The following is a 25,643-nucleotide window of genomic DNA, read 5'->3' on the forward strand; positions in this document are numbered from 1 at the left end:
CCAATGTCCGGATTGCCGGGGCACGCTGATCCGCCCACTGGTGCGCTGAGCTGCCCATCGAACCGACCACCGCCCTTCCGGACTGGACCGTACGGCAGAAAGCCGGACGCCATGCGCGCTACACCTTCTACACCCCTTTCCGCACACTTTCCCGCACCGCTCACCGGAGTCGTGCCACCGCTGTGCACTCCGCTCACCGACCGCGGCCAGGTCGATGTGCGGTCACTGACCTCCCTGACGGAGCATCTGGTCGACGCCGGAGTGGACGGCCTCTTCGTGCTCGGCTCCACGGGGGAGGCCGCCTACTTGTCGGACGTCCAACGACGTACCGTCATCGAGACGGTCGTCGCAGCCGCCCGGGGCAGGCTGCCCGTCCTGGCCGGGGCCATCGACATGGCGACCGCCCGCGTCCTGGACCATGCGCGAACGGCCCGCAGTCTGGGTGCCGCCGGCATCGTGGCCACCGCGCCCTTCTACACGCGCACCCATCCGGCCGAGATCGCGGACCACTACACCCGGCTCCGCGACGCCGTCGGCCTGCCGCTCTTCGCCTACGACATCCCGATGGCGGTGCACACCAAACTGCCCGCGGACACGGTGCTCGCGCTGGCCGCCGATGGTGTGCTCGCCGGACTCAAGGACAGCAGCGGCGACGACGGCGCGCTGCGCCGCCTGCTCGTCCGGCTGCGCACCGTGAACCGCGGATTCTCCGTGCTCACCGGGTCGGAACTCTCGGTCGACGGGGCTCTGTTGGCCGGGGCACACGGCGTCGTACCGGGACTCGGCAACGTCGACCCGGCCGGTTATGTGCGGCTGTACGCACACGCCCGCGCCGGCCGTTGGCGCGCGGCCGCCGCCGAACAGGACCGGCTCACCGCCCTGTTCTCTCTCACCGACGTCGGTGACGAGGCGGCGATGGGCCGCAGCTCATCCGCACTGGGAGCCTTCAAAGCCGCGCTTCACCTGCTCGGCGTCATCGACAGCCCGGCCACCGCCGCCCCGCAGCTGCCGCTCGACGACGCCGCGAACCGCACCGTCCGCCAACTACTGGAGGAGGCCGGACTGCTGTGACGAGGCGCCCTACGGGCCGTGCCGCCAGGGCGGCTCCCTGGTACCGGGAGATCACCCCGCGCCAGTGGAAGGCGATGGTCGCCGCCTGGATCGGCTATCTCCTCGACGGCTTCGACTTCGTCCTGATCACCCTCGTCCTGACCGAAATCGCCGACGACTTTCACCTGAGCACCGCCACCGCCGCCTCGCTCATCTCCGCCGCTTTCATCACCCGTTGGCTGGGTGGCGCAGTCCTGGGCGCGATGGGTGACCGCTACGGCCGCAAAGCCGCCATGATCGCCAGCATCCTGCTCTACTCGCTCGGCACCTTCGCCTGCGGTTTCGCCTGGGGCTACACCAGCCTGTTCATCGCACGGTTGGTGATCGGCATGGGCATGGCGGGGGAGTACAGCGCCAGCGTGACGTATGTGCTGGAGAGCTGGCCCACCCGGGTGCGCAACCGCGCCTCCGGATTCCTCATCTCCGGTTACGCGGGCGGCACCGTCGTCGCGGCGGAGCTCTACAAATGGGTGGTCCCCAACTGGGGCTGGCGCTGGATGTTCTGGATCGGCGTACTGCCCGTCCTGGTCGCGCTGTGGGTGCGCAGATCGCTGCCGGAGGCCGGGGACTGGGAGGCGGAGGTCGGCACTCCCTCGGGCGCATCGACGAGGTCGGCCGCCTCGAAGACGGAACGCCCAAATCCGTTCCGGCCGTTGTTCGCCGGCCGTGCCCGCTCCTGGCTCAACGCCGCCCTGGCCGCGACCGCCTCGGCCGCGCTGTTCTGCGTCTTCACGCCCGCCGGCACGGCATACGTCCCCTGGCTGTCCGCGGTCGCGGCGCTGTGCCTGATCGCCTTCGCGGTGCAGCTCGGCGGCCGCAGGCGATGGCTGCTGTACGTGTCCCTGATGGCGACCGTGTTCTGCGCCTTCCTCTACAGCTGGCCCATCCAGGCCCTGCTGCCCACCTACCTCAAGACCGACCTGGGATACACCCCCGCCCAGGTCACCGACGTGATGTTCTACGCGGGCTTCGGCACCATGGCGGGCTGCTGGCTGGCGGGGTTCGTCGGCGACCGGATCGGCACCCGCCGCGCCTACGCCTGCACCCTGCTGGCCTCCCTCGGCTTCGTCTTCCCGGTCTTCGCGGTCCAGGACAGCCTGGTGGGACTCGGGTTGCTGCTCTTCGGGCTGCTCGCGCTCAGCCAGGGCATCTCCGGCATCCTGCCGAAATACATCGCCGGCCACTTCCCGACCGCGACCCGCGCCGCCTCGTTGGGCTTTGTCTACAACGTCGGGGCCCTGGGCGGGGCGGTGGCCCCGGTCCTCGGAGCGCATCTGGCCGAGGGCATGTCCCTGGGCCGGGCGCTGGCGGTGCTCACCTTCGGGCTGACGCTCATCGTCGTCATCCTGGTGGGCGGCAATGTGCCGCAGCGGCTGGCCCGGCTCGTGGACCCCGATGTGCCCGACGACCACCTCCTGCCGGCGGCCGGCGGAGCGGAGGCCGCGCCCAAGGAGACGTCCCCCGACTCGGCGTAGTCCGGCCGGCGGGGTGTGGACGAGGACAGCAGCAGCGCGATGCCCGGCTCGGTGAACTGACGCAGTCCCTGGCCGTCGTGGAAGTCGAACATCGCGCTGGCGAGTTGCGGGGCTGAGGTGGGTGAATTGTCCCTCTGCCGGCCTGGCGTCCGGCGCTCCGCGGGCCGTTGTCAGTGGTCGCCGTTAGCGTGGAATGCGATGGGAGCGACGTGCGCAGGAAGCGCGGCGCGTCGGGTGGCGCCGCGTGCGGTGCCGGACGGGGGAACGGACGTGGAGGAGCTCATGGCGAAGGCAGCGGGTCCGGCGGCGGCGTGGGAGCGGGTGCGGACGTTCGCGCTCGGGCTCCCGGGGGCCGTGGAGGAATTTCCGTGGGGCGAGAGCGTCGTCAAGGTCAACAAAAAGGTCTTTGTCTTCCTGGGCACCGATGACGGCAGCTATCCGCTGGGGATCACGATGAAGCTCAAGGACCCGGAGGCGCACGCCCATGCGCTGTCCTCGCCCGGCGCCGAGCCCGCGGGCTACGGCCTGGGGAAGTCGGGATGGGTCCGGGTTCCGCTGGCGGAGCAGCGTGCCCCTGCGGCGGATCTGCTCTGTGACTGGATCGAGGAGTCCTACCGCGTCATAGCCCCGAAGAAGCTCATCGCCGAGCTCGACGGGGGATAGCGGCGCAACAGCAGGCGCGCGAAGGCCCGTGGCGGCGATGGCAGTTGAACATCGCCGGCACGGGCTTTTTTGACGGTCGCCACGTGGCTCGGGGGCTTGTGGAAAGTGGAACACGTTCTTAACATCGCGAGTGTTACATCAGAAGTGTCACAGTGCGCACGGGAAGGCAGGGGGCGCGATGGCAGAGGCAGGGAACGGCCCGCTGAGCGGGGTGCGGGTGGTCGAGCTGGCGGGCATCGGCCCCGGTCCTTTCGCGGCCATGCTGCTGGCCGACCTCGGCGCCGACGTCGTCCGTGTCGACCGGCCCGGGGGCGCGGGGCTGCGCATCGACCCGGCGTACGACATCACCAACCGCAACAAACGCTCGGTGCTGGTCGACCTGAAGAGCACCCAAGGAGCGGCGCAGGTGCTCGATCTGGTGGAACGCGCTGATGTGCTGGTCGAGGGGTACCGACCGGGTGTCGCCGAGCGGCTGGGCGTCGGTCCCGAGCAGTGCCTGGCGCGCAATCCCCGCCTCGTCTACGGCCGGATGACCGGCTGGGGCCAGCAGGGTCCGCTCGCTGACACCGCCGGACACGACATCGGCTATATCGCCATCACGGGCGCCCTCGGCATGATCGGCCCGCCCGACGGCCCGCCCGCCATCCCCGCCAACCTGGTCGGGGACTACGCCGGAGGCTCCCTCTACCTCGTCATCGGCGTCCTCGCCGCCCTTCAGCACGCCCGTGCCGAGGGCGGGAAGGGCCAGGTCGTGGACGCCGCGATCGTCGACGGCACGGCCCATCTCACCGCGATGATCCACGGCATGCTGGCGGCCGGCGGCTGGCAGGACCGGCGCGGCGCGAACCTGCTCGACGGCGGCACGCCGTTCTACGGGGCGTACGAGACCGCCGACGGCGGTTATATGGCGGTCGGCGCACTTGAGAAGCGGTTCTACGCCGAATTCATCCGCCTGCTGGGCATCGCGGACGACGCCCCCAGCCGCGACGACCTCGCCGCCTGGGAAGAGCTGCGCACCGCCATCGCCGCCCGCTTCAGAACCCGTACGCGTGAGGAGTGGACGGCGGTCTTCCAGAAGTCCGACGCCTGCGTGGCGCCCGTCCTGTCCCTGCGCGAGGCGCCGGCGCATCCGCATCTCGCCGCCCGCGGCACCTTCGTCGACCACGGCGGGATCACCCAGCCCGCGCCCGCACCCCGCTTCTCCGACACCCCGGGCGCGGTGCACAGACCGCCCGCCCAGCCCGGCGCGGACACCGAAGAGGTCGCCCGCGACTGGCAGACCCCCAGCCTCACCGCCGAGCAGAAGGACGCAGGCAGCTGATGGAACTCGCCACCACGCTCCAGTACGCGGGCGATCCGCGCCAGGCGGCCGAAGAGGTCGCCGCCCTGGAAGGCGCCGGACTGGACGCCATCTGGGTCGCCGAGGCCTATGGCTTCGACTCACCCACGATCATGGGCTTCCTGGCCGCCCGCACCGAGCGCGCCAAGATCGGCTCGGCGATCCTCAACGTCTACTCCCGCACCCCCGCCCTGATCGCGCAGACCGCCGCCGGGCTCGACGCGATCTCCGGTGGCCGGGCGCTGCTCGGCCTCGGCGCGTCCGGACCGCAGGTCGTCGAGGGCTGGCACGGCAAGCCGTACGACAAACCGCTGGGCCGCACCCGCGAGACCATTGAGCTGTGCCGCCGGATCTGGCGCCGCGAGGTCATCGACCATCACGGCATCACGGACATGCCGCTGCCGGCGGAGAAAGGCGGCAAACTCGGCAAGCCGCTGAAGATCCTCACCAAGCCGGTCCGGCCCGCGATCCCCGTTTACGTGGCCGCACTGGGCCCGGCCAACGTCCGGATGACGGCCGAGATCGCGGACGGCTGGCTGCCGACCCTGTTCATCCCGGAGAAGGCCAAGGACGTCTGGGGCACGCCGCTGGCCGAAGGCGCCGCCAAGCGCGCCCCGGAGCTCGGCTCGCTGCAGACCGTGGCGGGCGGACTGCTGGCCATCGGGGAGGACGCCGCTGCCGTACGCGACCTCGCCCGCCCCGTGATCGCCCTGTATGTCGGCGGCATGGGCGCCAAGGGGAAGAACTTCTACAACGACCTAGCCGTCGCCTACGGCTACGAAGAAGCCGCGCAGAAGATCCAGGAGCTGTACCTCGCCGGGAAGAAGCGGGAGGCCGAAGCGGCCGTACCGGACGAATTCTGCGAGCTGATGTCGCTGTGCGGGCCCGAGACCTACGTCCGCGAGCGCATCGCGGCCTTCCGGGAGGCGGGCGTGACGATGCTCAACGTCCACCCCGTCGGACCCGAGCCCGCGAAGCTGATCGAGACCGTCAAGAACTGGCTCTGAGGAGGGCCCGCACATGAAGCGCCAGATCTTCACCGAGGACCATGACGCCTTTCGTGAAACGGTACGCACCTTCCTCGCCAAGGAAGTGGCGCCGCACTACGAGCAGTGGGAGAAGGACGGCATCGTCAGCCGGGACGCCTGGCGGGCGGCCGGCAAGCAGGGGCTGCTGGGCCTGGCCGTGCCCGAGGAGTACGGGGGCGGCGGGGAGCCCGATTTCCGCTACAGCGCCGTGCTGGCCGAGGAGTTCACCCGGGCCGGTGCCGCCGGACTCGCCGTCGGCCTGCACAACGACATCATCGGCCCGTACCTGACCACGCTCGGAACCGACGAGCAGAAGCGCCGCTGGCTGCCCGGATTCTGCAGCGGCGAGATCATCACCGCCATCGCGATGACCGAGCCCGGCGCCGGCTCCGATCTGCAGGGCATCCGCACCTCGGCGGAGGACCGCGGCGACCACTGGATCCTCAACGGCTCCAAGACCTTCATCTCCAACGGCATCCTCGCCGACCTCGTCATCGTGGTGGCCAAGACGACGCCGGAGGGCGGGGCACACGGCCTGAGCCTGCTGGTCGTCGAGCGGGGCATGGAGGGCTTCGAGCGTGGTCGCAACCTGGACAAGATCGGCCAGAAGTCCCAGGACACCGCCGAGTTGTTCTTCAACGACGTACGGGTCCCCAAGGAGAATCTGCTCGGCGAGCTGAACGGTGCATTCGTTCACCTGATGACGCATCTCGCGCAGGAGCGGATGGGCATCGCCGTCGCCGGTATCGCCGCCGCCGAACACCTGGTGGAGATCACCAAGCAGTACGTCAAGGAGCGCGAGGCGTTCGGGCGGCCACTGGCCAAGTTGCAGCACATCCGCTTCGAAATAGCCGAGATGGCCACCGAATGCGCCGTCACCCGCGCCTTCCTCGACCGCTGCATCGCCGACCACTCCGCCGGCGAACTGGACGCGGTGCATGCCTCGATGGCCAAGTGGTGGGCCACCGAGCTGCAGAAGCGCGTCGCCGACCGCTGCCTCCAACTCCACGGCGGCTACGGCTACATGACCGAGTACCGCGTGGCCAGGGCCTTCACCGACGGCCGCATCCAGACCATCTACGGAGGCACGACCGAGATCATGAAGGAGATCATCGGCCGCTCCCTCCTCGGCTGACCCGGACCGGCCGGTCCCCACCCGCTGCGAATGCCTCACCCTCATGCGAAAGGCTGCCTGACTTGAGTACCGAAGCGTACGTATACGACGCGATCCGCACCCCTCGCGGCCGTGGCAAGGCCAATGGCGCACTGCACGGAACCAAGCCGATCGACCTGGTCGTCGGCCTCATCCACGAGGTGCGGCGGCGCTTCCCCGGCCTGGACCCGGCCGCGATCGACGACATCGTCCTCGGCGTCGTCGGGCCGGTCGGCGACCAGGGCTCCGACATCGCCCGTATCGCGGCGATCGCCGCCGGACTGCCGGACACCGTCGCCGGCGTCCAGGAGAACCGCTTCTGTGCCTCGGGCCTCGAAGCGGTCAACATGGCCGCTGCCAAGGTCCGTTCGGGCTGGGAGGACCTGGTCCTCGCGGGCGGTGTCGAATCGATGTCCCGGGTCCCGATGGCCTCCGACGGCGGCGCCTGGTTCGCGGACCCCATGACCAACTTCGACACCGGCTTCGTCCCGCAGGGCATCGGCGCCGACCTCATCGCCACCGTCGAGGGCTACGGGCGGCGCGATGTCGACGAGTTTGCGGCGCTCTCACAAGAGCGTGCCGCCGAGGCCTGGAAGGCAGGCCGCTTCGAGCGCTCCGTAGTCCCGGTCAAGGACCGCAACGGGCTCACGGTTCTGGACCACGACGAGCACATGCGGCCGGGCACCACCGCCGAATCGCTGTCCAAGCTGAAGCCGTCCTTCAAGGACATCGGTGACCTCGGCGGTTTCGACGCGGTCGCCCTGCAGAAGTACCACTGGGTCGAGAAGATCGACCATGTGCACCACGCGGGCAACTCCTCCGGCATCGTGGACGGCGCGGCGCTGGTCGCCATCGGTTCCAAGGAGGTCGGCGAGCGCTACGGCCTCACCCCGCGCGCCCGCATCATCTCCGCCGCGGTCTCCGGCTCCGAGCCGACCATCATGCTGACCGGCCCTGCCCCCGCCTCCCGCAAGGCACTGGCCAAGGCCGGGCTGACCATCGACGACATCGACCTCGTCGAGATCAACGAAGCCTTCGCCGCCGTCGTGCTGCGCTTCGTCAAGGACATGGGCCTGTCCCTCGACAAGGTCAATGTCAACGGCGGCGCCATCGCCCTGGGCCACCCTCTGGGAGCCACCGGCGCGATGATCCTCGGCACCCTCATCGACGAGCTGGAGCGGCAGGACAAGCGCTACGGCCTGGCCACGCTGTGCGTCGGCGGGGGCATGGGTATCGCCACCGTCATCGAGCGTCTCTGACCGCCCGTCCTTAACCCCCTTACGGAGAAGCCACAGTGAGCGAGCCCACCACCATTCGCTGGGAACAGGACGAGACCGGCATCGTCACCCTCGTCCTCGACGACCCCAACCAGTCCGCGAACACCATGAACCAGGCGTTCAAGGACTCCATCGCGGCGATCGCCGACCGCGCCGAAGCCGAGCAGGACTCCATTCGCGGCATCATCTACACCTCCGCCAAGAAGACCTTCTTCGCGGGCGGCGACCTCAAGGACATGATCCAGGTCGGTCCCGAGAACGCCCAGCAGGCATTCGACACGGGAACCGCCATCAAGAAGTCCCTGCGCCGCATCGAGACCCTGGGCAAGCCGGTCGTCGCGGCCATCAACGGCGCTGCCCTGGGCGGCGGTTACGAGATCGCCCTCGCCAGCCACCACCGCGTCGCGCTCGATGCGCCGGGCTCCAAGATCGGCCTGCCCGAGGTCACCCTCGGCCTGCTCCCCGCGGGCGGCGGTGTGACCCGCACCGTACGCCTCATGGGCATCGCGGACGCCCTGCTCAAGGTGCTGCTGCAGGGCACCCAGTACTCCCCGCGGCGTGCCCTTGAGAACGGTCTCGTCCACGAAGTGGCGACGTCCGACGACGACATGCTGGCGAAGGCGCGCGCGTTCATCGACGCCAACCCCGAGTCGCAGCAGCCATGGGACGTCAAGGGCTACAAGATCCCCGGCGGTACGCCGTCGAACCCGAAGTTCGCCGCCAACCTGCCCGCGTTCCCCGCCACCTTGAAGAAGCAGCTGGGCGGCGCTCCTTACCCGGCGCCGCGCAATATCCTCGCGGCCGCCGTCGAGGGCTCGCAGGTCGACTTCGAGACCGCGCTGACCATCGAGGCCCGGTACTTCACCGAGCTGGTCACCGGCCAGACCGCGAAGAACATGATCCAGGCTTTCTTCTTCGACCTGCAGGCCGTCAACTCCGGTGCCAACCGCCCCAAGGACATCGAACCCAAGACCGTACGCAAGGTCGCGGTGCTCGGTGCCGGGATGATGGGCGCGGGTATCGCCTACTCGTGCGCCCGCGCGGGCATCGAGGTCGTCCTCAAGGACGTGTCCGCGGAAGCCGCGGAGAAGGGCAAGGGCTACTCCGAGAAGCTGTGCGCCAAGGCCGTCGCCAAGGGACGTACGAGCCAGGACAAAGCGAACGCGCTGCTGGCCCGCATCACGCCCACCGCGGACCCGCAGGACGTCGCGGGCTGCGACGCCGTGATCGAGGCGGTCTTCGAGGACCCGGCGCTCAAGCACAAGGTGTTCCAGGAGATCCAGGACATCATCGAGCCGGACGCGCTGCTGTGCTCCAACACCTCGACGCTGCCGATCACCCTGCTCGCCGAGGGCGTGGCGCGGCCGGTGGACTTCATCGGCCTGCACTTCTTCTCGCCCGTCGACAAGATGCCGCTCGTCGAGATCATCAAGGGTGAGCGGTCGGGGGACGAGGCGCTCGCGCGCGCCTTCGACCTCGTACGCCAGATCAACAAGACCCCGATCGTCGTCAATGACTCGCGTGGCTTCTTCACCTCGCGTGTCATCGGCCACTTCATCAACGAAGGCGTCGCGATGGTCGGCGAGGGCATCGAGCCCGCGTCGGTCGAGCAGGCGGCGGCCCAGGCGGGCTACCCGGCGAAGGTCCTCTCCCTGATGGACGAGCTGACCCTGACCCTGCCGCGCAAGATCCGTAACGAGACGAAGCGGGCCGTCGAAGAGGCGGGCGGCACCTGGCAGGACCACCCCTCGGACGCCGTCATCGACCGCATGGTGGACGAGTTCAACCGCCCCGGGCGCAGCGGCGGCGCGGGCTTCTACGAGTACGGCGAGGACGGTCGGCGCGCAGGTCTGTGGCCGGGCCTGCGCGAGCACTTCGGCCAGCTCGGGCACGAGATCCCGTTCCGGGACATGCAGGAGCGGATGCTGTTCTCCGAGGTGCTGGACTCGGTCCGCTGCTTGGAGGAGGGCGTGCTCACCTCCGTCGCCGACGCCAACATCGGATCCATCCTCGGCATCGGCTTCCCCGGCTGGACCGGTGGCGTGATCCAGTACATCAACGGATACCAGGGTGGGCCAGGGCGGGAGAAGGCCGCTGGGCCAGGGCGGGAGAAGGCCGCTGGGCCAGGGCGGGAGAAGGCCGCTGGGCCAGGGCGGGAGGAACTCGTCGGCCTGCCCGGCTTCGTGGCCCGAGCCCGTGAGCTCCAGGCGGCGTACGGCGACCGGTTCGCGCCGTCTCCGCTGCTGATCGAGAAGGCCGAGAAGGGCGAGAAGTTCAGCGACTGACCGTGGGCGGGGGCGGGCCGCCGCGGCCCGCCCCCGTCACCCCTCGCTCTTGCCGCCCTGCCCTTTGTCGCTCTCCGCGCCGAACCACTCCCGCAACTCCTGCTTCATCGACCGCTGGAAGGCGGTGACCAGTGCCTGGACCACCATCGGCTGCATATGGGCGGACAGCGACTTCATCCGCGCCATCTCCTCCGCGTCCGGCCCGCCGTCCCGGTACGGCTCCCATACCTCGTCCTTGAAGAGCCGGCTCAGCTCGCGCGCCGCCGAGCGGGTGTGCTCGATGACGACGGTGCGCGCCGCGAGGATCGTCTCCAGCGCGATCGGGACATCGAGCAGCCGCGTTCCCAGGTGCAGCAGCCCCGGGTCGACCTGGAAGACCTGCGGGTCGTCGGTCCGTACGAGCACGCTCATGGCCGCCAGCCGGTCCAGGTCCTCCTCGGTCAGTTCCCGGCCGACCCGCCGCTCCAGCTGGTCCCGGGTCGCTTCCTCCGCCTTGTCCGGGATCCAACTCGCCACCAGCGCACGGTGGATGGCGAGATCCTGGGCGCTCAGATCGGGCGGCAGCTGCTCCAGATAGCGTTCGATCGCGGAGAGCGTCATGCCCTGGTGCTGGAGTTCCTCGATGAGCGCGAGCCGCGAGAGGTGGTCCGGTCCGTAGCGGCCGACCCGGCGCGGGCCGATCTCCGGCGGCGGCAGCAGCCCGCGCGTGCTGTAGAAGCGGATCGTGCGGACCGTGACGCCGGCGCGGGCGGCCAGTTCGTCGACCGTCAGGTCGGTGGCGGACTCCATCATGTTCAACAGTATTGCTGTCTCACCACTCTTGTGAAACCTTCCGAACTCCTTCCGAACTCCTTCCGGGCCGCGCAGCACCCGCAGCCGGGCCCTCATCCCGGTCCGCGGATCAGGCCCACCCCGCCAGGAGGCCGTGTTGACCACGATCCTGCGCATGCCCGGCGAACCGGGCGAACTCACCCTCCCCGCCCTGTTGTTGCGCAATGCCGAGGACCACGGGGAGCTGCCGGCGCTCTCCTGGCGCGGTGCCGGATCGGCCGGCTGGCACACCCTGAGCTGGGCCGAGGTCCGCCACCGGGTCGCGGAGCTGGCCGCCGGCTATCGCTCGCTCGGCGTACGGCGCGGGGAGATCGTCCTCCTTATGATGGGCAACCGTCCCGAGCACTGGCTCAGCGATCTGGCTCTGGTGCACCTGGGCGCCGTCCCGGTGACGGTGTACGGCACCGCCGCGCACCAGCAGATCGCCCATATCGCCCGGCACAGCGGGGCCCGCTTCGCCGTTCTGGAGGGTGCGCGGGAGCTCGGGCGCTGGGAGCCGCTGCTCGATGATGCGGCTGCCCGGCTGGAGAAGCTGGTGATCGTCGAGACGGGGGACGTCGCCGGGACGGGTCGGCACGAGACGTACGCATCGCTGGTTGCCCGGGGCGCCGAGCGGTATGACCCCGGCGCGTTCGAAGAGGCGTGGCGGCGGGCGGACGCCGGCGACACCCTGACCGTCGTCTACACCTCGGGCACCACCGGCGCCCCCAAGGGCGTCGTGGTCAGTCACCGCAACGTGCTGCTCAACGCGCTGGCGCTGGACGGTGCGGTGGAGCTGCCCGATCATGTGGAGCACCTCTGCTACCTGCCCTTCGCGCATATCGCCGAGCGGATGCTGGGCATTTACCTGCCGGTGTTCCGCGCCTCGCACGTCTACCTCTGCGCGGACCCGGCAACGGTCGCGGCGACCGCCCGCGAACTGCGTCCGGCGCAGTTCTTCGGCGTGCCGAGGGTCTGGGAGAAGCTGGCGGCGGCGGTACGGGCGGTGCTCGCGCAGCTTCCGGAGGAGCGGCGGGCGGCCGTCGAGGCGGCCGGTGAGACCGCGCGCGCCCATGTCGGCGCCCGGGAGCGGGGGCAGCGGCCGCCGGACCGGCTGGCGGCCGCGTACGCCGAGGCGAGGGCCGGGGTGCTGGAGCCGCTGCTGGCACAGGCCGGGTTCGACCGGCTGGTGTGGACGGCGAGCGCGTCCGCGCCGATGCCGCCGGATGTGGTGCGGTTCTGGGCCGGTCTGGGCATCGTGATCATGGATGCGTGGGGGCTGACCGAGACTGTGGGGGTGTCCACGACAAACAGCCCCGGCGCCTTCCGGCTGGGCTCGGTCGGCCGTCCGATCGACGGCCTGGAGGTGCGTACGGCCGGGAACGGGGAGATCGAGGTCCGGGGGCGGACCGTATGTGCGGGGTATCTGCGGGCGGACGGGTCGGTGGAGCCGGTGACGGACGCCGACGGCTGGTTCGCGACGGGCGACATCGGCCGGGTCGACGCGGACGGGTTCCTCTGGCTGACCGACCGCAAGAAGGAAATGATCGTGACGTCCACCGGCAAGAACGTCTCGCCCGCGCTGGTGGAGAACGCCCTCAAGGAGCACCCGCTCATCGGGCAGGCGCTGGTGCACGGCGACGGCCGGTCGTATCTGGTCGCGCTCCTGGTGCTGGACGCGGAGCTGGCCCCGGCCTGGGCGGCGCAGCGCGGCATCGCGGGGACGCTGCGGGAGCTGGCCGGGCATCCGGCCGTACGGGAGGAGGTCGAGCGGGCCGTCTCGGCCGCCAATGCCCGGCTCAACCGGACCGAACAGGTCAAGCGATTTTCGTTGCTGAGTGAGGAGTGGGGGCCGGAAACGGGTGAGCTGACTCCTTCTTTGAAGCTGCGGCGCAGGGTCATTTCGGACAAATACCGGCAAATCCTGGATGGCTTATATCGTTTGTGATCTCCCCCACAGACGGGGGAGCACTCTTCGTGGAAGGTGTGCCGTCGGCCGACTTCGCGCGATCCGCGAAACCCACGGCCTCAGCGCCTGCCCGAAAGTGAGAGAACCACCAAGTGAGCACAGAAACCGTCACCGATGAAGTCCAAACGTCATCGGACGGGGGGAGCGGCGTCCCACAGGACGCGGGCGACGCGGGTTACAGCAAGGGCCTGAAGGGCCGGCATGTCAACATGATCGCCATCGGTGGAGCGATCGGAACCGGCCTGTTCCTGGGCGCCGGCGGCCGACTGCACTCCGCCGGACCCGCGCTGGCCGTCGCCTACGCGGTCTGCGGCCTCTTCGCCTTCTTCGTTGTCCGGGCCCTCGGCGAGCTGGTGCTGCACCGCCCGTCGTCCGGCTCCTTTGTCTCGTACGCCCGTGAGTTCCTGGGGGAGAAGGGCGCCTACGTCGCGGGCTGGATGTATGTCGTGAACTGGTCGACGACCGGTATCGCCGACATCACCGCGATCGCGCTCTACACGCACTACTGGAGCCTGTTCACCGACATCCCGCAGTGGGTGATGGCCCTGATCGCGCTGGCGGTCGTGCTGGCGGTGAACCTGATCTCGGTGAAGATCTTCGGTGAGCTGGAGTTCTGGTTCGCGATCATCAAGGTCGCCGCGCTGGTCGTCTTCATGTTCATCGGCATCTTCCTGCTGGCCACCCAGCACCCTGTCGCCGGGCACACGCCGGGAATCAACCTGCTGACCGACAACGGCGGACTCTTCCCGACCGGTCTGCTGCCCGTGGTGATCGTGCTCCAGGGCGTGGTCTTCGCCTACTCCGCCGTTGAGCTGGTCGGCGTCACCGCCGGCGAGACCAGCGACCCGGAGAAGGTCGTGCCGAAGGCCGTCAACTCCATCATGTGGCGAGTGGGCGTCTTCTACGTCGGCTCGGTGGTGCTGCTGGCGATGCTGCTGCCGTGGAACAAGTTCACCGGCGGCGAGAGCCCCTTCGTGACGGTGCTGTCCAACGTCGGCGTGCCGGCGGCGGGCGATGTGATGAACCTCGTCGTGCTGACCGCCGCCATGTCGAGCCTGAACTCCGGGCTCTACTCGACGGGCCGCATCCTGCGCTCCATGTCGATGGCGGGCTCCGCGCCCAAGTTCGCCGGGCTGATGAACCGCAACCAGGTGCCGTACGGCGGTATCTTCCTCACCTCCTCGGTGTGTGTGCTGGGTGTCGGGCTCAACTACCTCATGCCCGGTGAGGCGTTCGAGATCGTGCTGAACATCGCGGCGCTGGGCATCATCAGCACCTGGTGCACAATCATGATCTGCCACATGGTGTTCGTCCGGCGCTCCAAGGAAGGCCTGGTCAAGCGTCCGAGCTTCCGGCTCCCCGGTACGCCGGTCACCGACATCGCGACCATCGTCTTCCTGCTCGGCGTCATCGTGCTGATGTGGTTCGACGACGGCGTCGGCCGGCAGACCGTGATGATCATCCCGGTCCTCGCGGCGGCGCTGGTCATCGGCTGGTACGCGGTCCGCGGCCGGGTGCGCCGGATCGCCGAGGAACGCGAGCTGACGAAGTAGCCGCACACTGCTTGCACACCGCAGGCGCCTGAGGAATCGAGGGCGGCCGCGGAGGCCGAGAGGCTTCCGCGGCCGCCCTCGCGCTTGCCGTCCCGGCTGATTGTCAGTGCCCGCCTTTACTGTTGACGCATGACTGGGAACACGGGGATCTCATACGTCAAGGGGGACGCCACCGCGCCGCAGGGCAAGGGCGTCAAAGTGATCACGCACATCTGCAACGACCTGGGTGGCTGGGGCAAGGGCTTTGTGGTGGCGGTCTCCCGCCGCTGGCCGGAGCCGGAGGCCGCCTACCGGAAGTGGCACCGCGAGCGTGCACGGAACGACTTCGGGCTGGGCGCGGCCCAGTTCGTCCAGGTCAGCGAGTGGTTGTGGGTGGCCAATGTGGTCGGCCAGCGGGGGATCAGGACGGGTAGCAAGGGTGCCCCCGTGCGGTACGAGGCCATTGCGGCGGGGCTCGGCCGCGTCGCGGCGAAGGCCGAGGAGCTCGGGGCGTCGGTTCATATGCCGCGCATCGGCTGCGGGCTGGCGGGCGGCACATGGTCCCGGGTGGAGCCGCTGATATCCGAGCGGCTCACCCGGCGCGGCATACCGGTGACGGTCTACGACCACTGAACTCGTACGACCGCTGAACCTGTAGGCACCGAACTCGTCAGCACCGAACTCGTCAGCACCGAACTCTGGGTCCGCCGACCGCAGTTCAGCCGTCGGTCAACGGACAGTGGTCGGATGACCACCACCGAAACCGGCCAGGGGTGTATCTGGGTACACCCCTGCACGGCATCCAGACGCAATGGCGGCGGACCCGCCGGACGGCATCGTCGACGCCATGCGAAGGAAACCTGTCGACATCAGGGCGATGGCCTTGTTCCTCACCGTTGCCTTTCTGGCGGCCGGGGCGCTGGGTGCGCTCCAGCCCGCGACCCGGATACCCAGTGAGGTCATCCAGCTGACACAGTTCGGACCCGCACTCGGGGTGGGACTTGCCGCGCTGCTGTGGCCGGAGCGGGTGCGGGAGTTGCTCGCCGACCCGGTGCCGGGTCGCAACGGTCGGGGGGTGCTCCTGCTCGTCACGGCGCCTCTGATCATCGCGCTGAGCGTCATTGCGTACGCGGCACTCACCGGGGACGCGCACCATACTCGGCCGGGTGCCCCGTTCGTGGTGATCGCCGTGGCACAGCTGATCGGCGCGTGCGGCGAGGAGATCGGGTGGCGTTGCTTCCTGCAGCCCCTGCTGCGCACCCGCTGCGGCCCCCTTGCGGCGTCGGTCACGGTGGGTGTGGCGTGGGGTGTCTGGCACGTCCAGGTTTTCGCGAGACACCCTGTGTACGCGGGGGCGTTCATCATGGCGGCCGTTTCCATGTCGGTGGTGATGGGGTGGGCCCTTGAAGGGGTGCGGGCTTCCAGGCTGCTGCTCGCAGGGGGCTTTCACGCTCTGATCAACCTCGGCATGCTGCTGTTCATGGACGAAGAGTCCGGCGCGGTGCTCCCCATGGTGTTGTTCGGCGCCTCGTGCCTGGCAGCGGCGGGACTGTGGACGTGGATGAGCGTTGGCGGGCTGGGGTCGGCCGGGTCGTCGGCACCGGCTAGGATCCCCCCGGTCATGGACGATGTTCGATAATCCACGTACGGCCGCCTCCCGCGCCTGTGTTGCCGTCGGTCGGTGCCAGTTGGCGAGCCTGCATGCGATCGCGGTGTCGGTGGTGGGCTCGCTGGTGGTACTCGCCCTGTTGCTGGTGCCCGTGGGCGTGGGCTTCCGGCTGCTGCCGCCCGCCGCGCGGGCCCTGCGCGTACTGTCCGATCGCTCCCGTTCACGCGCCGACCGGTGGACGGGCGTCCGTATCGGTCCACCGGAGCCGCTGCCCGTGGACCGTGCCCTCAACGCCCGCAAGAGGTCGGGCGCGATCATCGCTGACGAGGGGTTCTGGCGCGACCTCGCGTGGGCCTGGCTGGAGCCGGTGGTCGGCGGGCTTCTCGTCGCCGTTCCCCTCGCCCTGGTCGAGTACGGGGCGTTCGGCGTGCTGGTGCAGCCGTTCATCTGGCGGCTCATCGACGACGGCAACTGGTACGCGTTCGTCCCCGTGCACAGCACCGCGACCATGTGTGCCGCGCTGGTGCTGGGCCTCGCTTTCATGGCCGTCGGGCTGCTGGCCGCCCCCGCCACGCTCCGGCTGCACACCCGGGTGAGCCGACCGCTGCTTTCCGCGCCGCGCAGCGTCCAGCTCGCCCAACGGGTCGAGCGGCTCACCGACACCCGAGCCAGGGCCCTGGACGCTCAGGCCGCCGAACTGCGGCGCATCGAGCGCAACCTGCACGACGGGGCACAGGCTCGGCTGGTCGCTCTGGGGATGACGCTGGACTGTGCCACCCGCCTGATGGAGACGGACCCGGCGGCGGCGCGTGAGCTCCTGCTGGACGTACGTCGAACGTCCGAAGGGGCCTTGCAGGACCTGCGCGAACTGGTGCACGGCATCCACCCGCCGGTCCTCGCCGACCGGGGCCTGGGCGACGCCGTCCGGTCGCTGGCGCTCGACAGCTTCCTCGACGTCCACGTCGAGACCCGGCTGCCGGGTCAGCTCCCGGCACCGGTCGAGTCCGCCGCCTACTTCGCGGTGAGCGAGGCGCTGGCGAACGCGGCGAAGCACTCCGGGGCCCGAGAGGTCGGCGTCGCCCTGACCTACGAGAACGGCCTGCTGCGCGCAAGCGTCACCGACGACGGCCACGGCGGCGCCGACCCCTCACGGGGCACCGGGCTGGCCGGCGTGCGACGGCGATTGGATACCTTCGACGGCACCCTCGACCTGCACAGTCCGCAGGGCGGACCGACCACCGTGACGATGGAGATTCCGTGCGCGTTGTCCTCGCCGAAGACCTCTTCCTACTGAGAGACGGGCTGATACGCACACTCCAGGAACACGGCTGCGAGGTTGTCGCGGTGGACAACGGTCCGTCTCTGCTGCGCGCGCTCCTCGCAGAGGGGGACATGGCACCGGATGCCGCCGTGGTCGATGTGCGGCTGCCGCCGACCTTCACCGACGAGGGCCTGCAGGCCGCACTCGAAGCCCGTCGCCGGCGGCCCGGACTGCCCGTCCTCATACTCTCCCAGTACGTCGAGCAGCTGTACGCGCACGAGCTGCTGGCCGGGGGCGAGGGGGCCGTCGGATATCTGCTGAAGGACCGGGTCACCAACACCGAGCAGTTCATCGACGCGGTCCGCCGCGTGGCTGCCGGAGGCACAGTGATGGACCCTCAGGTCATCTCCAAACTGCTGTTGCGCAGCGACGCCCGTGGCAGGATCGGCAACCTGACACAGCGCGAGCGGGACGTCCTTGAGCTGATGGCCGAAGGCAGGTCCAACGCCGCCATCGCCGGCGGCCTGCACATCAGCGAGAGCGCCGTCGCCAAGCACACCGCGAGCATTTTCAGCAAGCTCCGGATCAACCCGTCGGCGGACGACAACCGCAGGGTGCTGGCCGTTCTGGCCTATCTCAAGCGCTGAGACGCTTCGGTGTGGAGCTTGGCGGGCCGTCACCGACGGGCCCTCGCCGGACTGCGCGCCGAGCTACAGAAGAAGGAACTCGACGCGCTGCCGGACGACGAACGGCCGCAGCTCAGCCGCCGGTCACCGGATAATGGTCGGACAGGTTGGTGTAGGTGTAGTCGGTGCCCCAGCTGGAGACCGTCCAGGGGTCCGACTGCTCCTTGATCACCTCGTTCTGCCAGGCGGCGGGACGGGCGTGGCCGTTCCGGTGCAGGACATAGTCCAGGTCCTCGCGGGGGTCCGTCGGGTAGCGGTACTTGGCGACGGAGTTGTCCTGGGTGTCGAACGAGTACGGGTGGCCCGTGCGGCTGTCGGCGGGGGCCAGATCGCCGTTGCTGAGCAGCGCGTCGTACTCGGGGCTGTGTGAATCGATGTTCAGATCGCCCGCGACCATGACCTGTTCGTCCGCCGGGATGCTCTTGGCGTCCAGGAAGGCGTCCATCTCCTTGAGCTGCTTGGCGCGGTCGGCGGCCGCGTCGCCTGCCGCGCAGCCCGAGTCGGTGGACTGGGTGTGTGTGCCGACCATGTGCACCTTGGTGCCGTTGACGTCCAACACGGCATAGACGAAGCCCTTGTTGGAGTGGGAGTCCGCGCCGCAGGCGTCCTTGTAGACGTACTGCTCCTTGCGGAGGATCGGCCACTTGCTCAGCAGGGTCACCCCGCCGTCCTCGGGTGTGACGGACGAGTAGGCGCCGCCGGTGGCGTCCCAGCCGTCCTTGCTCCGGCCCATCACCGGGGTCTGGTGCGGATACTGCGCGGCGGCACGGGACTTCAGCGCGTCGGAGGAGGAGTTGTCGAAGGCTTCCTGGAGGACGACGACGTCCTTGCCCTGGAAGAAGTCCGCGGCCGGAATCGCCTGGGCGCGGTGGTCCTGGCCCCAGTTGGGATAGAGGTTCTTGCTCATGAGGAAGGCGTTGTAGGTGAGCACCTTCAGATGGGGGGTACCGGCGGCCGACGCGGTCGGGGGCGTGGCGGCCAGGGTGACGGCGGCGAGGGCTGCGGCTATCGCGGCGGCCCGGGAAGTGCGCAGCGCTGAGTGCGACACTGAATCTCCCTGTGGGGGTGGGGGACTGATCCGGCGGCACTCATCAAATCAGCTGCGGTTACCTTGGGGTAACCGGTGGGTGGGCGGGAGATTGACGGGACGCGTCCGCAGGCCGTCGCCGTCCGTCGCGGAGGCCGTAGGACTTGCCGATGAAGTCGCGCTGGATCTCGCTGGTGCCGCCGTAGACGGTCGAGATCAGGGCCGTCCGCAGATGGCGCTCCATGTCGTATTCGTTCATGGCGTACTGGTGCACCCACCGGCCGGGCGCCGACCCCGGCACTCGACGCCCCTCAGGGGCCGCCGTATGATCATTAATGCGATGAATTGCGTACGGAACGACCCCGAACCCCCACCGCCCGGAGGCGTGCTCTGGTCGCTGGTCGGGGACATCCGGATGCTGCTCACCCTGCCCGCCGCACTGACGATGCAGGTCGCCCACCCGGCGGTGGGCGCGGGCGTGGAGGAGCACTCCGTGTTCCGTACGGACCCGTGGGGGCGCGGCGAGCGGTCGCTGGTCTCGCTACAGCTGTGGGTGTACGGCGGGGAGGAAGCGGCCGAGGAGGGGCGTCGGCTGCGTCGGCTGCACAGGACCATCCAGGGCACCGACACCCATGGCCGGAAGTACCACGCGCTCACCCCCGCCTACTACGCCTGGGTACACGCCACCGGCTACCCCGTCTTCCGGCACGGGCAGCAGTATCTGGGCCGCCCCTTCACCGAGGCGCAGGAGCGGCAGCTGTACGCGGAGTGGCTCCAGGTCGGCCGGATCCTGGGCATCAACGACCGCGATATGCCGCAGACGATCGAGGAGTTCTGGCCTTACTACCGCAAGGTGCTCGACAACGAACTCGAAGCGACCGCCGTGGTGCGGGAGCTGATCGCCACCGACCGGCCGGTGCCGGCTCCGGACCGGGGCCCGCGCTGGCTGCGGCTGCTGCTCCGGCTGGCCTGGCCGGTGATCCTGCCGCGGTTCGTCCGCTTCCGGCGCTTCGTCACGATCGGGCTGATGCCGCCGGACGCCCGGCGAGCCATCGGCCTGGAGTGGACCGACGCCCAGGAGCGCCGACTGCGCCGTCTGGGCCGGGTCGTGCGGGTCGTGGTGCCCGTGCTTCCGGAGCGGCTGCGCTTCATGCCGATGGCCCGCCGGGCCCGGCGGGCGGCGCGCGCATAACGGACGGGATGGAGCCGGGGAGCAGCGTCCCCGGCTCCGACCACATCAGTGCCCGTGGCCGTGCTCGTGCACGTCGTGCGTGGTAGCCGTGATCTGCTTCCACGACTTCGGCTCTGCGACCGGCGCCTGCTGCGCGCCGAGCGCCCGCTTCGCAGCCCCAGCAGCCGGCTTCGACTGCTGGAACAGCCAGGTGTCGAAGAAGTCGCCCAGCTGCTTGCCGGACTTCTTCTCGGCGAACTTCACGAAGTCGGCCACCGAGCCGTTGCCGTACTTGTTCTCCGTCTGCCAGGACTTGAGGATGTCGAAGAACGCCTTGTCGCCGACCTTGTTGCGCAGCGCCTGAAGCGTCAGCGCGCCACGGTCGTAGACCGCGCGGTCGAACTGCTTGTCGGCGCCCGGGTCGCCCGGCTTGACGGTCCAGAACGGGTCATCGGCCGGGTGCTGGGAGTAGACCCAGTCCGCCAGCTCCTGGGTGGTGCCCTCGCCCTCCTTCTCCGACCACAGCCACTGGCTGTAGGTGGCGAAGCCCTCGTTGACCCATATGTCCTTCCAGTCCTTCACGGACACGTTGTCGCCGTACCACTGGTGCGCCAGCTCGTGCACCACTACGGAGACGTTGGTGCCCCGGTCGAAGGCCTTGCTGCCGTAGAACGGGCGGGTCTGGGTCTCCAGCGCGTACCCGGCCGGCACATTCGGGACGTACCCGCCGACGGAGTTGAACGGGTACGGGCCGAAGACGCCTTCCAGCCACTCGGTGATCTCGGTGGTGCGCTCGATGCTGGCCCGCGCCGAGCCCTTGTTCGCGCCGAGATCCTTGCTGACGGCGTTGATCACCGGCAGGCCGTTCGCGGTCTTGTCGGTGGTGATGTCGAACTTGCCGACGGCGAGCGTCGTCAGATACGTCGCCTGCGGCTTGTCCGAGCGCCAGTTGTAGCGCGTCCAGCCGAGCTTGGAGGTCTCCGAGGCCAGCACGCCGTTGCTGAGCGCCTGGGTCCCGTCCGGGACCGCTATCGACACGTCGTACGTGGCCTTGTCGGTGGGGTGGTCATTGCTCGGGAACCACCACGCCGAGCCGTGCGGCTCCTGCGCGATCACGGCGCCGTCGGGCGTACGGGCCCAGGCGGTGAAGTCGTCGATCTTCAGCTCGGAGGGCTTGCCCGCGTAGCGCACCACGACGCTGATCTGCTTGCCCTTCTCCAGGGGCGCGGACGGGGTGACCTCCAGCTCGTGCTTGCCGGACTTGGCGAAGGTGGCCTTCTTGCCGTTGATCCGGATCTCGCTGACCTTGAGACCGAAGTCGAGGTTGAAGCGGGAGAGGTCCTGGGTGGTGGTGGCGAGCAGCGTCGCCGTGCCCTCCAGCAGGTCGGTCTTCGGCTGGTACTTGAGCCGCAGATCGTAGTGGGAAACGTCGTATCCGCCGTTTCCGCTCTCTGGGTAATAGGTGTCGCCTATACCCGGAGCGCCCGGGTTGAAGTCGGCCGCCGATGCCGGGATCGCCAGCAGCAGGCTGAGCGCGGCCGCGCCCGGGACGAGGAGTCTGTGACGCACGAGTCCTCCAACTCGTAGGGGAGATGGCGCTTCAGACCCTATGCACTCGTAGGGGTCAGCGTCATGTACATGGCCTCATCTGACATATGACCGACATGAACCGTCATCAGCCCCCGGCTCCCCGCAACAGCTCATCCGTCACGCACCGCACTCCCCACCTCACACGCACCCTTACGCATGGCAGTTGGCCGCGCTAACGTCCGGCGCGTGACGATTCGTGCGCGGGTCACCCGCATCCCCTGGAAAGCCCTAGTGGTGGCGACCGTCGTCGCCCTGATGTCCGCCCTGACCGGGCCATCCGCCGCGCAGGAGGCGTCCGGCGAGAGCAGACCCGTCTACTCCTACGACCGCGCGATACGCGAATCGGTCTGGGTGGACACACGGCTCGACGGCGACGCGGACGGGAGGACCGACCGGGTCGCCGTCGACATCGTGCGGCCGCACGAGCCCGCGCAGGAGGGCCGGCGAATACCCGTGATCATGGATGCCAGCCCGTACTACTCCTGCTGCGGGCGCGGCAACGAGAGCCAGAAGAAGACCTACGACGACCAGGGCCGGCCGGTCCAGTTCCCGCTCTATTACGACAACTACTTCGTCCCCCGCGGCTATGCGACCGTCCTCGTCGACCTGGCGGGCACCAGCCGCTCGGACGGCTGTGTCGATGTCGGGGGACGCTCCGACATCCAGTCGGCGAAGGCCGTCGTCGACTGGCTGGCCGGCCGGGGGCGCGCCTACAGCGCCCGTACGGGAGGGAAACCCGTCGCCGCCGACTGGTCCAACGGCAGCACCGGAATGATCGGCAAGAGCTGGGACGCCACCATCGCCAACGGCGTCGCGGCCACCGGCGTCAAGGGACTCAAGACCATCGTCCCCATCGCCGGCATCTCCTCCTGGTACGACTACTACTTCGCCAAGGGCGCCCCGCTGTACGACGGGGGCCCCGACGGGCTCGCGTACCGGGTCGAAAGCGACCACGCGCACCAGAACTGCGCCGCCGTACAGAAGAAACTCGTCGACGGCGCCCCGCGCACCGGCGACTGGACGGACCTGTGGACCGAGCGCGACTACGTCCCCGACGCGGGCAAGGTCCGCGCCAGCGTCCTCATGGTCCACGGCATGCAGGATCTCAACGTCCGTACGAATCACTACGGCCAGTGGTGGGACGCACTGGCCCGGCACGGCGTCGAGCGCAAGATCTGGCTGTCCCAGACCGGTCATGTCGACCCGTTCGACTTCCGCCGTGGCATTGGGGTCTCCCCTGCTCGAGCGGAGCCGAGAGCTTGGGGATGGGTCAAGACCCTCCACCAGTGGTTCGACCATTACCTGATGGGCTACGACAACGGCATCGACCGGGCCCCGATGGCGGACATCGAACGCAGCCCCGGTACCTGGTCGACCGACACCCGGTGGCCCGCGCCCGGCACCACGGCCACCACGCTGCGGCCGCGCAACGGGACCGAGCCGGGCGTCGGCGTCCTGGGCACCGAGCCCGCGCCGCGCGGCACGACCGAGACATTCACGGACGACCCGAAGCTCAGCGAGGCCGACTGGGCGGCCCGTATCGATGAACCGACGCCCGCCAAGGCCGGGTTCAGCACCGGTCCGCTGAGCGCACCCCTGCGGCTGTCCGGCGCCGGCAAGGTGACCGTGACCGCCACCCCGACCACGTCGACCGCCCATCTCTCGGCCGTCCTGGTGGACCTCGGCCCCGACACCATCCGCAACTACGCCGCCGAAGGCGAGGGCATCACCACCCTCGACAAGCAGACCTGCTGGGGCGCCGGAACCACGGGCGACACCGGCTGCTTCAAGGAGACCGCCGCCGACACCCAGAAGGTGGCGCACACCGTCTTCAGCCGCGGCTGGGCCGACCTCGGCAACTACGCCGATGACCACAAGGGCCGGCCGCTCACCCCCGGCAAGCCCTACACCATCACCCTGGACCTGACCGCGAGCGATCACATCGTGCCCGCGGGACACCGCCTCGCACTCATCGTGGCCGGTACCGACGCGGGCCTGATCGAACCGCCGCCCTCCCGGCCGAAGCTCACCCTCGACCTGGCCCGTACCTCCGCCGAGCTGCAACTGACCGGCGGCGCCCCGGCCCTCGCCCGGGCGACGGCCGGCGCGGCGAGCCAAGCGGGTGGTACGGGAGCACCGCTGCACGGGATTGCCCCGCCGCGCTCGATCAGCCACGTACCGTTCGCCGGATGACCGGCCGGGGCCGCCCCATGCGCGGGCGGCCCCGGTTCCCCGTTACCTCCCGCCTCGCCCCCACCCGTCCCCAGGAGGCACCCCGTGATACCTCGCTCCCGCGGTCTCGCCCTCGCGGCGCTGGCCATCGCCCTGACGGCCACCCTCGGCGTGAGCCCGGCCCCGCCCCCCGGCGCGGCCGGAACCCACCCGCCCCGCACCGGCTTCGAGACGAGCGACGGCGCCCGCTGGACCAGCCAGTCCGAGGAACAGGACTTCCTCGCGGCCGTCGACCGCGCCACGCCCCGGGTACGGGTCGACCGGATCGGCGCCACCCGGCAGGGCCGCCCCGTGCGGCTGGTACGGATCGGTGCCCCGGCACCGGAGCGCCCCCAGGACGTACGGCGCGGCAACTCCGTCCTGCTGATCTGCTCACAGCACGGCGACGAACCCTCCGGGCGCGAGGCCTGTCTGACCACCGTCCGCGACCTCGCCTACGCCAAGGACCGGGCCACCCGGCGCTTCCTGGAGCACACCAGCGTGCTGGTCGTACCGACCGCCAACCCCGACGGCCGGGCCGCGGACACCCGCGAGAACGCCGACGGCGTGGACATCAACCGCGACCACATCGCCCTGAAGACGGCCGAGGGCCGCGCGATGGCCGCCGTCATCCGCGACTACCGCCCCGACACCGTCTACGACCTGCACGAGTACGGCCCCACGGTGCCGTACTACATGAAGGACGTGCTGTCCCTGTGGCCGCGCAACCTCAACACGGCGGATGCGGTGCACCGCGAAGCCACGTCGCTGTCCGAGGACTTCGTCGAGCCCGCCGTCCAGAAGGCGGGATTCAGCACGGGCGTCTACGGCATCTGGACCGACCCGGAGACCGGCGACCCCGTCAAGCAGGTGGCGGGCGACGGCCAGGAGCGGATTCTGCGCAACACCGCGGGGGTGAAGGGCTCGGTCGGTCTGCTCGTCGAGACCCGTGTCGACGCGATCAGTGATGCGGAGAAGGCCGACCCCGCGCTCAACAACAGGCGCCGGGTCAACTCACAACGGGCGGCACTGCACGGCGCGTTCACCTTCCTCGACGGTCACCGCCGACGTATCGAGCAGGCCACCACCTCGGCGCGGCTCGCCGGATTCGCCGACCGCGGACCGGTCTACCTCGGCGGCGCGGACAACGAACCCGCCACCGACGAGCAGACCCTGACCGACCCGCCCTGCGTCTACCGCCTCGACGCGGGGCAACTCGCCGGCATCAGGGATGAGCTGGCACTGCACGGAGTGTCCTGGCAGCGAAACGGGGAAGGTGCGGTCGTACCCCTGCGCCAGTCGCTGCGCGGCCTCGTGCCGCTGCTGTTGGACGGGCGGGCCGGATATCACCTTGCGGTCGCGACTCCCCTGCAGGCCTGCCGTGGTGTGGTAGGGGGTAACGGATAAGAAAATTACGGTCAATTGAAAGGTCAACGTATGTCGGACA

General features: G+C 69.6%; 20 protein-coding genes and 1 pseudogene. 17 read left to right on the plus strand and 4 right to left on the minus strand.

Annotated elements, in window-relative coordinates:
* The first annotated feature begins 111 nt into the window (after nt 1-111).
* The 8 genes from AB0I10_RS03940 (at nt 112) to AB0I10_RS03975 (ending at nt 10,330) form a co-directional block, all read left to right on the plus strand.
* Nucleotides 112-1,071, plus strand: a complete 960-nt coding sequence (locus AB0I10_RS03940; protein ID WP_363150674.1) for a dihydrodipicolinate synthase family protein — start codon at nt 112-114, stop codon at nt 1,069-1,071.
* Nucleotides 1,068-2,585, plus strand: coding sequence for a sialate:H+ symport family MFS transporter (locus tag AB0I10_RS03945; RefSeq protein WP_363150675.1), 1,518 nt, complete (start codon nt 1,068-1,070; stop codon nt 2,583-2,585). The genes AB0I10_RS03940 and AB0I10_RS03945 overlap by 4 nt, the downstream gene beginning before the upstream one ends.
* 282 nt (nt 2,586-2,867) lie before the next feature.
* Complete coding sequence (locus tag AB0I10_RS03950; RefSeq protein ID WP_363150676.1) at nt 2,868-3,248, plus strand: MmcQ/YjbR family DNA-binding protein; 381 nt, start codon at nt 2,868-2,870, stop codon at nt 3,246-3,248.
* Between the two features lie 178 nt (nt 3,249-3,426).
* Nucleotides 3,427-4,569, plus strand: coding sequence for a CaiB/BaiF CoA-transferase family protein (locus AB0I10_RS03955; RefSeq protein WP_363150677.1), 1,143 nt, complete (start codon nt 3,427-3,429; stop codon nt 4,567-4,569).
* On the plus strand, nt 4,569-5,594 hold the full coding sequence (locus AB0I10_RS03960; RefSeq protein ID WP_363150678.1) for an LLM class F420-dependent oxidoreductase: 1,026 nt from the start codon (nt 4,569-4,571) through the stop codon (nt 5,592-5,594). Before AB0I10_RS03955 ends, AB0I10_RS03960 begins: the two co-directional genes overlap by 1 nt.
* 13 nt (nt 5,595-5,607) lie before the next feature.
* Entirely contained in the window at nt 5,608-6,750 is a 1,143-nt protein-coding gene (locus AB0I10_RS03965) for an acyl-CoA dehydrogenase family protein (RefSeq protein WP_363150679.1), read from the plus strand.
* 62 nt (nt 6,751-6,812) lie between these two features.
* On the plus strand, nt 6,813-8,027 hold the full coding sequence (locus tag AB0I10_RS03970; RefSeq protein WP_363150680.1) for an acetyl-CoA C-acetyltransferase: 1,215 nt from the start codon (nt 6,813-6,815) through the stop codon (nt 8,025-8,027).
* A 35-nt stretch (nt 8,028-8,062) separates the two neighbouring features.
* Entirely contained in the window at nt 8,063-10,330 is a 2,268-nt protein-coding gene (locus AB0I10_RS03975) for a 3-hydroxyacyl-CoA dehydrogenase NAD-binding domain-containing protein (RefSeq protein ID WP_363150681.1), read from the plus strand.
* A 36-nt stretch (nt 10,331-10,366) separates the two neighbouring features.
* On the opposite strand, the gene AB0I10_RS03980 is transcribed toward AB0I10_RS03975, so the two are convergent.
* Nucleotides 10,367-11,122, minus strand: coding sequence for a MerR family transcriptional regulator (locus tag AB0I10_RS03980; RefSeq protein ID WP_363150682.1), 756 nt, complete (start codon nt 11,120-11,122; stop codon nt 10,367-10,369).
* A 136-nt stretch (nt 11,123-11,258) separates the two neighbouring features.
* Here AB0I10_RS03980 and AB0I10_RS03985 point away from each other — a divergent pair, with 136 nt between their 5' ends.
* From AB0I10_RS03985 to AB0I10_RS04010, 6 genes are all read left to right on the plus strand, one after another.
* A complete protein-coding gene (locus AB0I10_RS03985) occupies nt 11,259-13,088 on the plus strand; it encodes an AMP-dependent synthetase/ligase (protein ID WP_363150839.1) in 1,830 nt (609 codons plus the stop codon).
* A gap of 113 nt (nt 13,089-13,201) precedes the next feature.
* The gene (locus AB0I10_RS03990; RefSeq protein WP_363150683.1) at nt 13,202-14,662 is read left to right on the plus strand and encodes an amino acid permease; all 1,461 of its coding nucleotides are present in this window, start codon (nt 13,202-13,204) and stop codon (nt 14,660-14,662) included.
* Between the two features lie 129 nt (nt 14,663-14,791).
* The gene (locus tag AB0I10_RS03995) at nt 14,792-15,274 is read left to right on the plus strand and encodes a macro domain-containing protein (protein ID WP_363150684.1); all 483 of its coding nucleotides are present in this window, start codon (nt 14,792-14,794) and stop codon (nt 15,272-15,274) included.
* Between the two features lie 214 nt (nt 15,275-15,488).
* The gene (locus AB0I10_RS04000; protein ID WP_363150685.1) at nt 15,489-16,280 is read left to right on the plus strand and encodes a CPBP family intramembrane glutamic endopeptidase; all 792 of its coding nucleotides are present in this window, start codon (nt 15,489-15,491) and stop codon (nt 16,278-16,280) included.
* Between the two features lie 49 nt (nt 16,281-16,329).
* A complete protein-coding gene (locus AB0I10_RS04005) occupies nt 16,330-17,544 on the plus strand; it encodes a sensor histidine kinase (RefSeq protein ID WP_363150686.1) in 1,215 nt (404 codons plus the stop codon).
* Nucleotides 17,508-18,158: a response regulator transcription factor gene (locus AB0I10_RS04010; RefSeq protein WP_363150687.1), complete on the plus strand. Its 651-nt coding sequence runs from the start codon at nt 17,508-17,510 to the stop codon at nt 18,156-18,158. The genes AB0I10_RS04005 and AB0I10_RS04010 overlap by 37 nt, the downstream gene beginning before the upstream one ends.
* 112 nt (nt 18,159-18,270) lie before the next feature.
* Here AB0I10_RS04010 and sph read toward each other — a convergent pair whose 3' ends face one another.
* Nucleotides 18,271-19,245, minus strand: a complete 975-nt coding sequence (gene sph, locus AB0I10_RS04015) for a sphingomyelin phosphodiesterase (protein WP_363150688.1) — start codon at nt 19,243-19,245, stop codon at nt 18,271-18,273.
* Nucleotides 19,246-19,375: 130 nt separating this feature from the next.
* A pseudogene (locus AB0I10_RS04020) lies at nt 19,376-19,477 on the minus strand (acyl-CoA dehydrogenase family protein); the annotation flags it as partial.
* Between the two features lie 87 nt (nt 19,478-19,564).
* Here AB0I10_RS04020 and AB0I10_RS04025 point away from each other — a divergent pair.
* Nucleotides 19,565-20,416, plus strand: coding sequence for an oxygenase MpaB family protein (locus tag AB0I10_RS04025; RefSeq protein WP_363150689.1), 852 nt, complete (start codon nt 19,565-19,567; stop codon nt 20,414-20,416).
* A gap of 45 nt (nt 20,417-20,461) precedes the next feature.
* Here AB0I10_RS04025 and AB0I10_RS04030 read toward each other — a convergent pair whose 3' ends face one another.
* On the minus strand, nt 20,462-21,964 hold the full coding sequence (locus AB0I10_RS04030; protein WP_363150690.1) for a M1 family metallopeptidase: 1,503 nt from the start codon (nt 21,962-21,964) through the stop codon (nt 20,462-20,464).
* 177 nt (nt 21,965-22,141) lie between these two features.
* On the opposite strand from AB0I10_RS04030, the gene AB0I10_RS04035 reads away from it, so the two are divergent.
* Nucleotides 22,142-24,178 (plus strand): Xaa-Pro dipeptidyl-peptidase, encoded by a 2,037-nt coding sequence (locus AB0I10_RS04035; protein ID WP_363150691.1) that lies wholly within the window; start codon nt 22,142-22,144, stop codon nt 24,176-24,178.
* Between the two features lie 84 nt (nt 24,179-24,262).
* On the plus strand, nt 24,263-25,603 hold the full coding sequence (locus tag AB0I10_RS04040) for a M14 family metallocarboxypeptidase (RefSeq protein ID WP_363150692.1): 1,341 nt from the start codon (nt 24,263-24,265) through the stop codon (nt 25,601-25,603).
* Nucleotides 25,604-25,643 lie beyond the last annotated feature (40 nt).

It is taken from the genome of Streptomyces sp. NPDC050636, from assembly GCF_040654775.1.
GTDB lineage: Bacteria > Actinomycetota > Actinomycetes > Streptomycetales > Streptomycetaceae > Streptomyces.

What these genes read in the sequence shown, in the direction of transcription:
- AB0I10_RS03940 (WP_363150674.1), top strand. Translation starts at nt 112, where the DNA reads ATGCGCGCTACACCTTCTACACCCCTTTCCGCACACTTTCCCGCACCG.
- AB0I10_RS03950 (WP_363150676.1), top strand. Translation starts at nt 2,868, where the DNA reads ATGGCGAAGGCAGCGGGTCCGGCGGCGGCGTGGGAGCGGGTGCGGACG.
- AB0I10_RS03955 (WP_363150677.1), top strand. Translation starts at nt 3,427, where the DNA reads ATGGCAGAGGCAGGGAACGGCCCGCTGAGCGGGGTGCGGGTGGTCGAG.
- AB0I10_RS03960 (WP_363150678.1), top strand. Translation starts at nt 4,569, where the DNA reads ATGGAACTCGCCACCACGCTCCAGTACGCGGGCGATCCGCGCCAGGCG.
- AB0I10_RS03965 (WP_363150679.1), top strand. Translation starts at nt 5,608, where the DNA reads ATGAAGCGCCAGATCTTCACCGAGGACCATGACGCCTTTCGTGAAACG.
- AB0I10_RS03980 (WP_363150682.1), bottom strand. Translation starts at nt 11,122, where the DNA reads ATGATGGAGTCCGCCACCGACCTGACGGTCGACGAACTGGCCGCCCGC.
- AB0I10_RS03995 (WP_363150684.1), top strand. Translation starts at nt 14,792, where the DNA reads ATGACTGGGAACACGGGGATCTCATACGTCAAGGGGGACGCCACCGCG.
- AB0I10_RS04000 (WP_363150685.1), top strand. Translation starts at nt 15,489, where the DNA reads ATGCGAAGGAAACCTGTCGACATCAGGGCGATGGCCTTGTTCCTCACC.
- AB0I10_RS04025 (WP_363150689.1), top strand. Translation starts at nt 19,565, where the DNA reads ATGAATTGCGTACGGAACGACCCCGAACCCCCACCGCCCGGAGGCGTG.
- AB0I10_RS04035 (WP_363150691.1), top strand. Translation starts at nt 22,142, where the DNA reads ATGGCAGTTGGCCGCGCTAACGTCCGGCGCGTGACGATTCGTGCGCGG.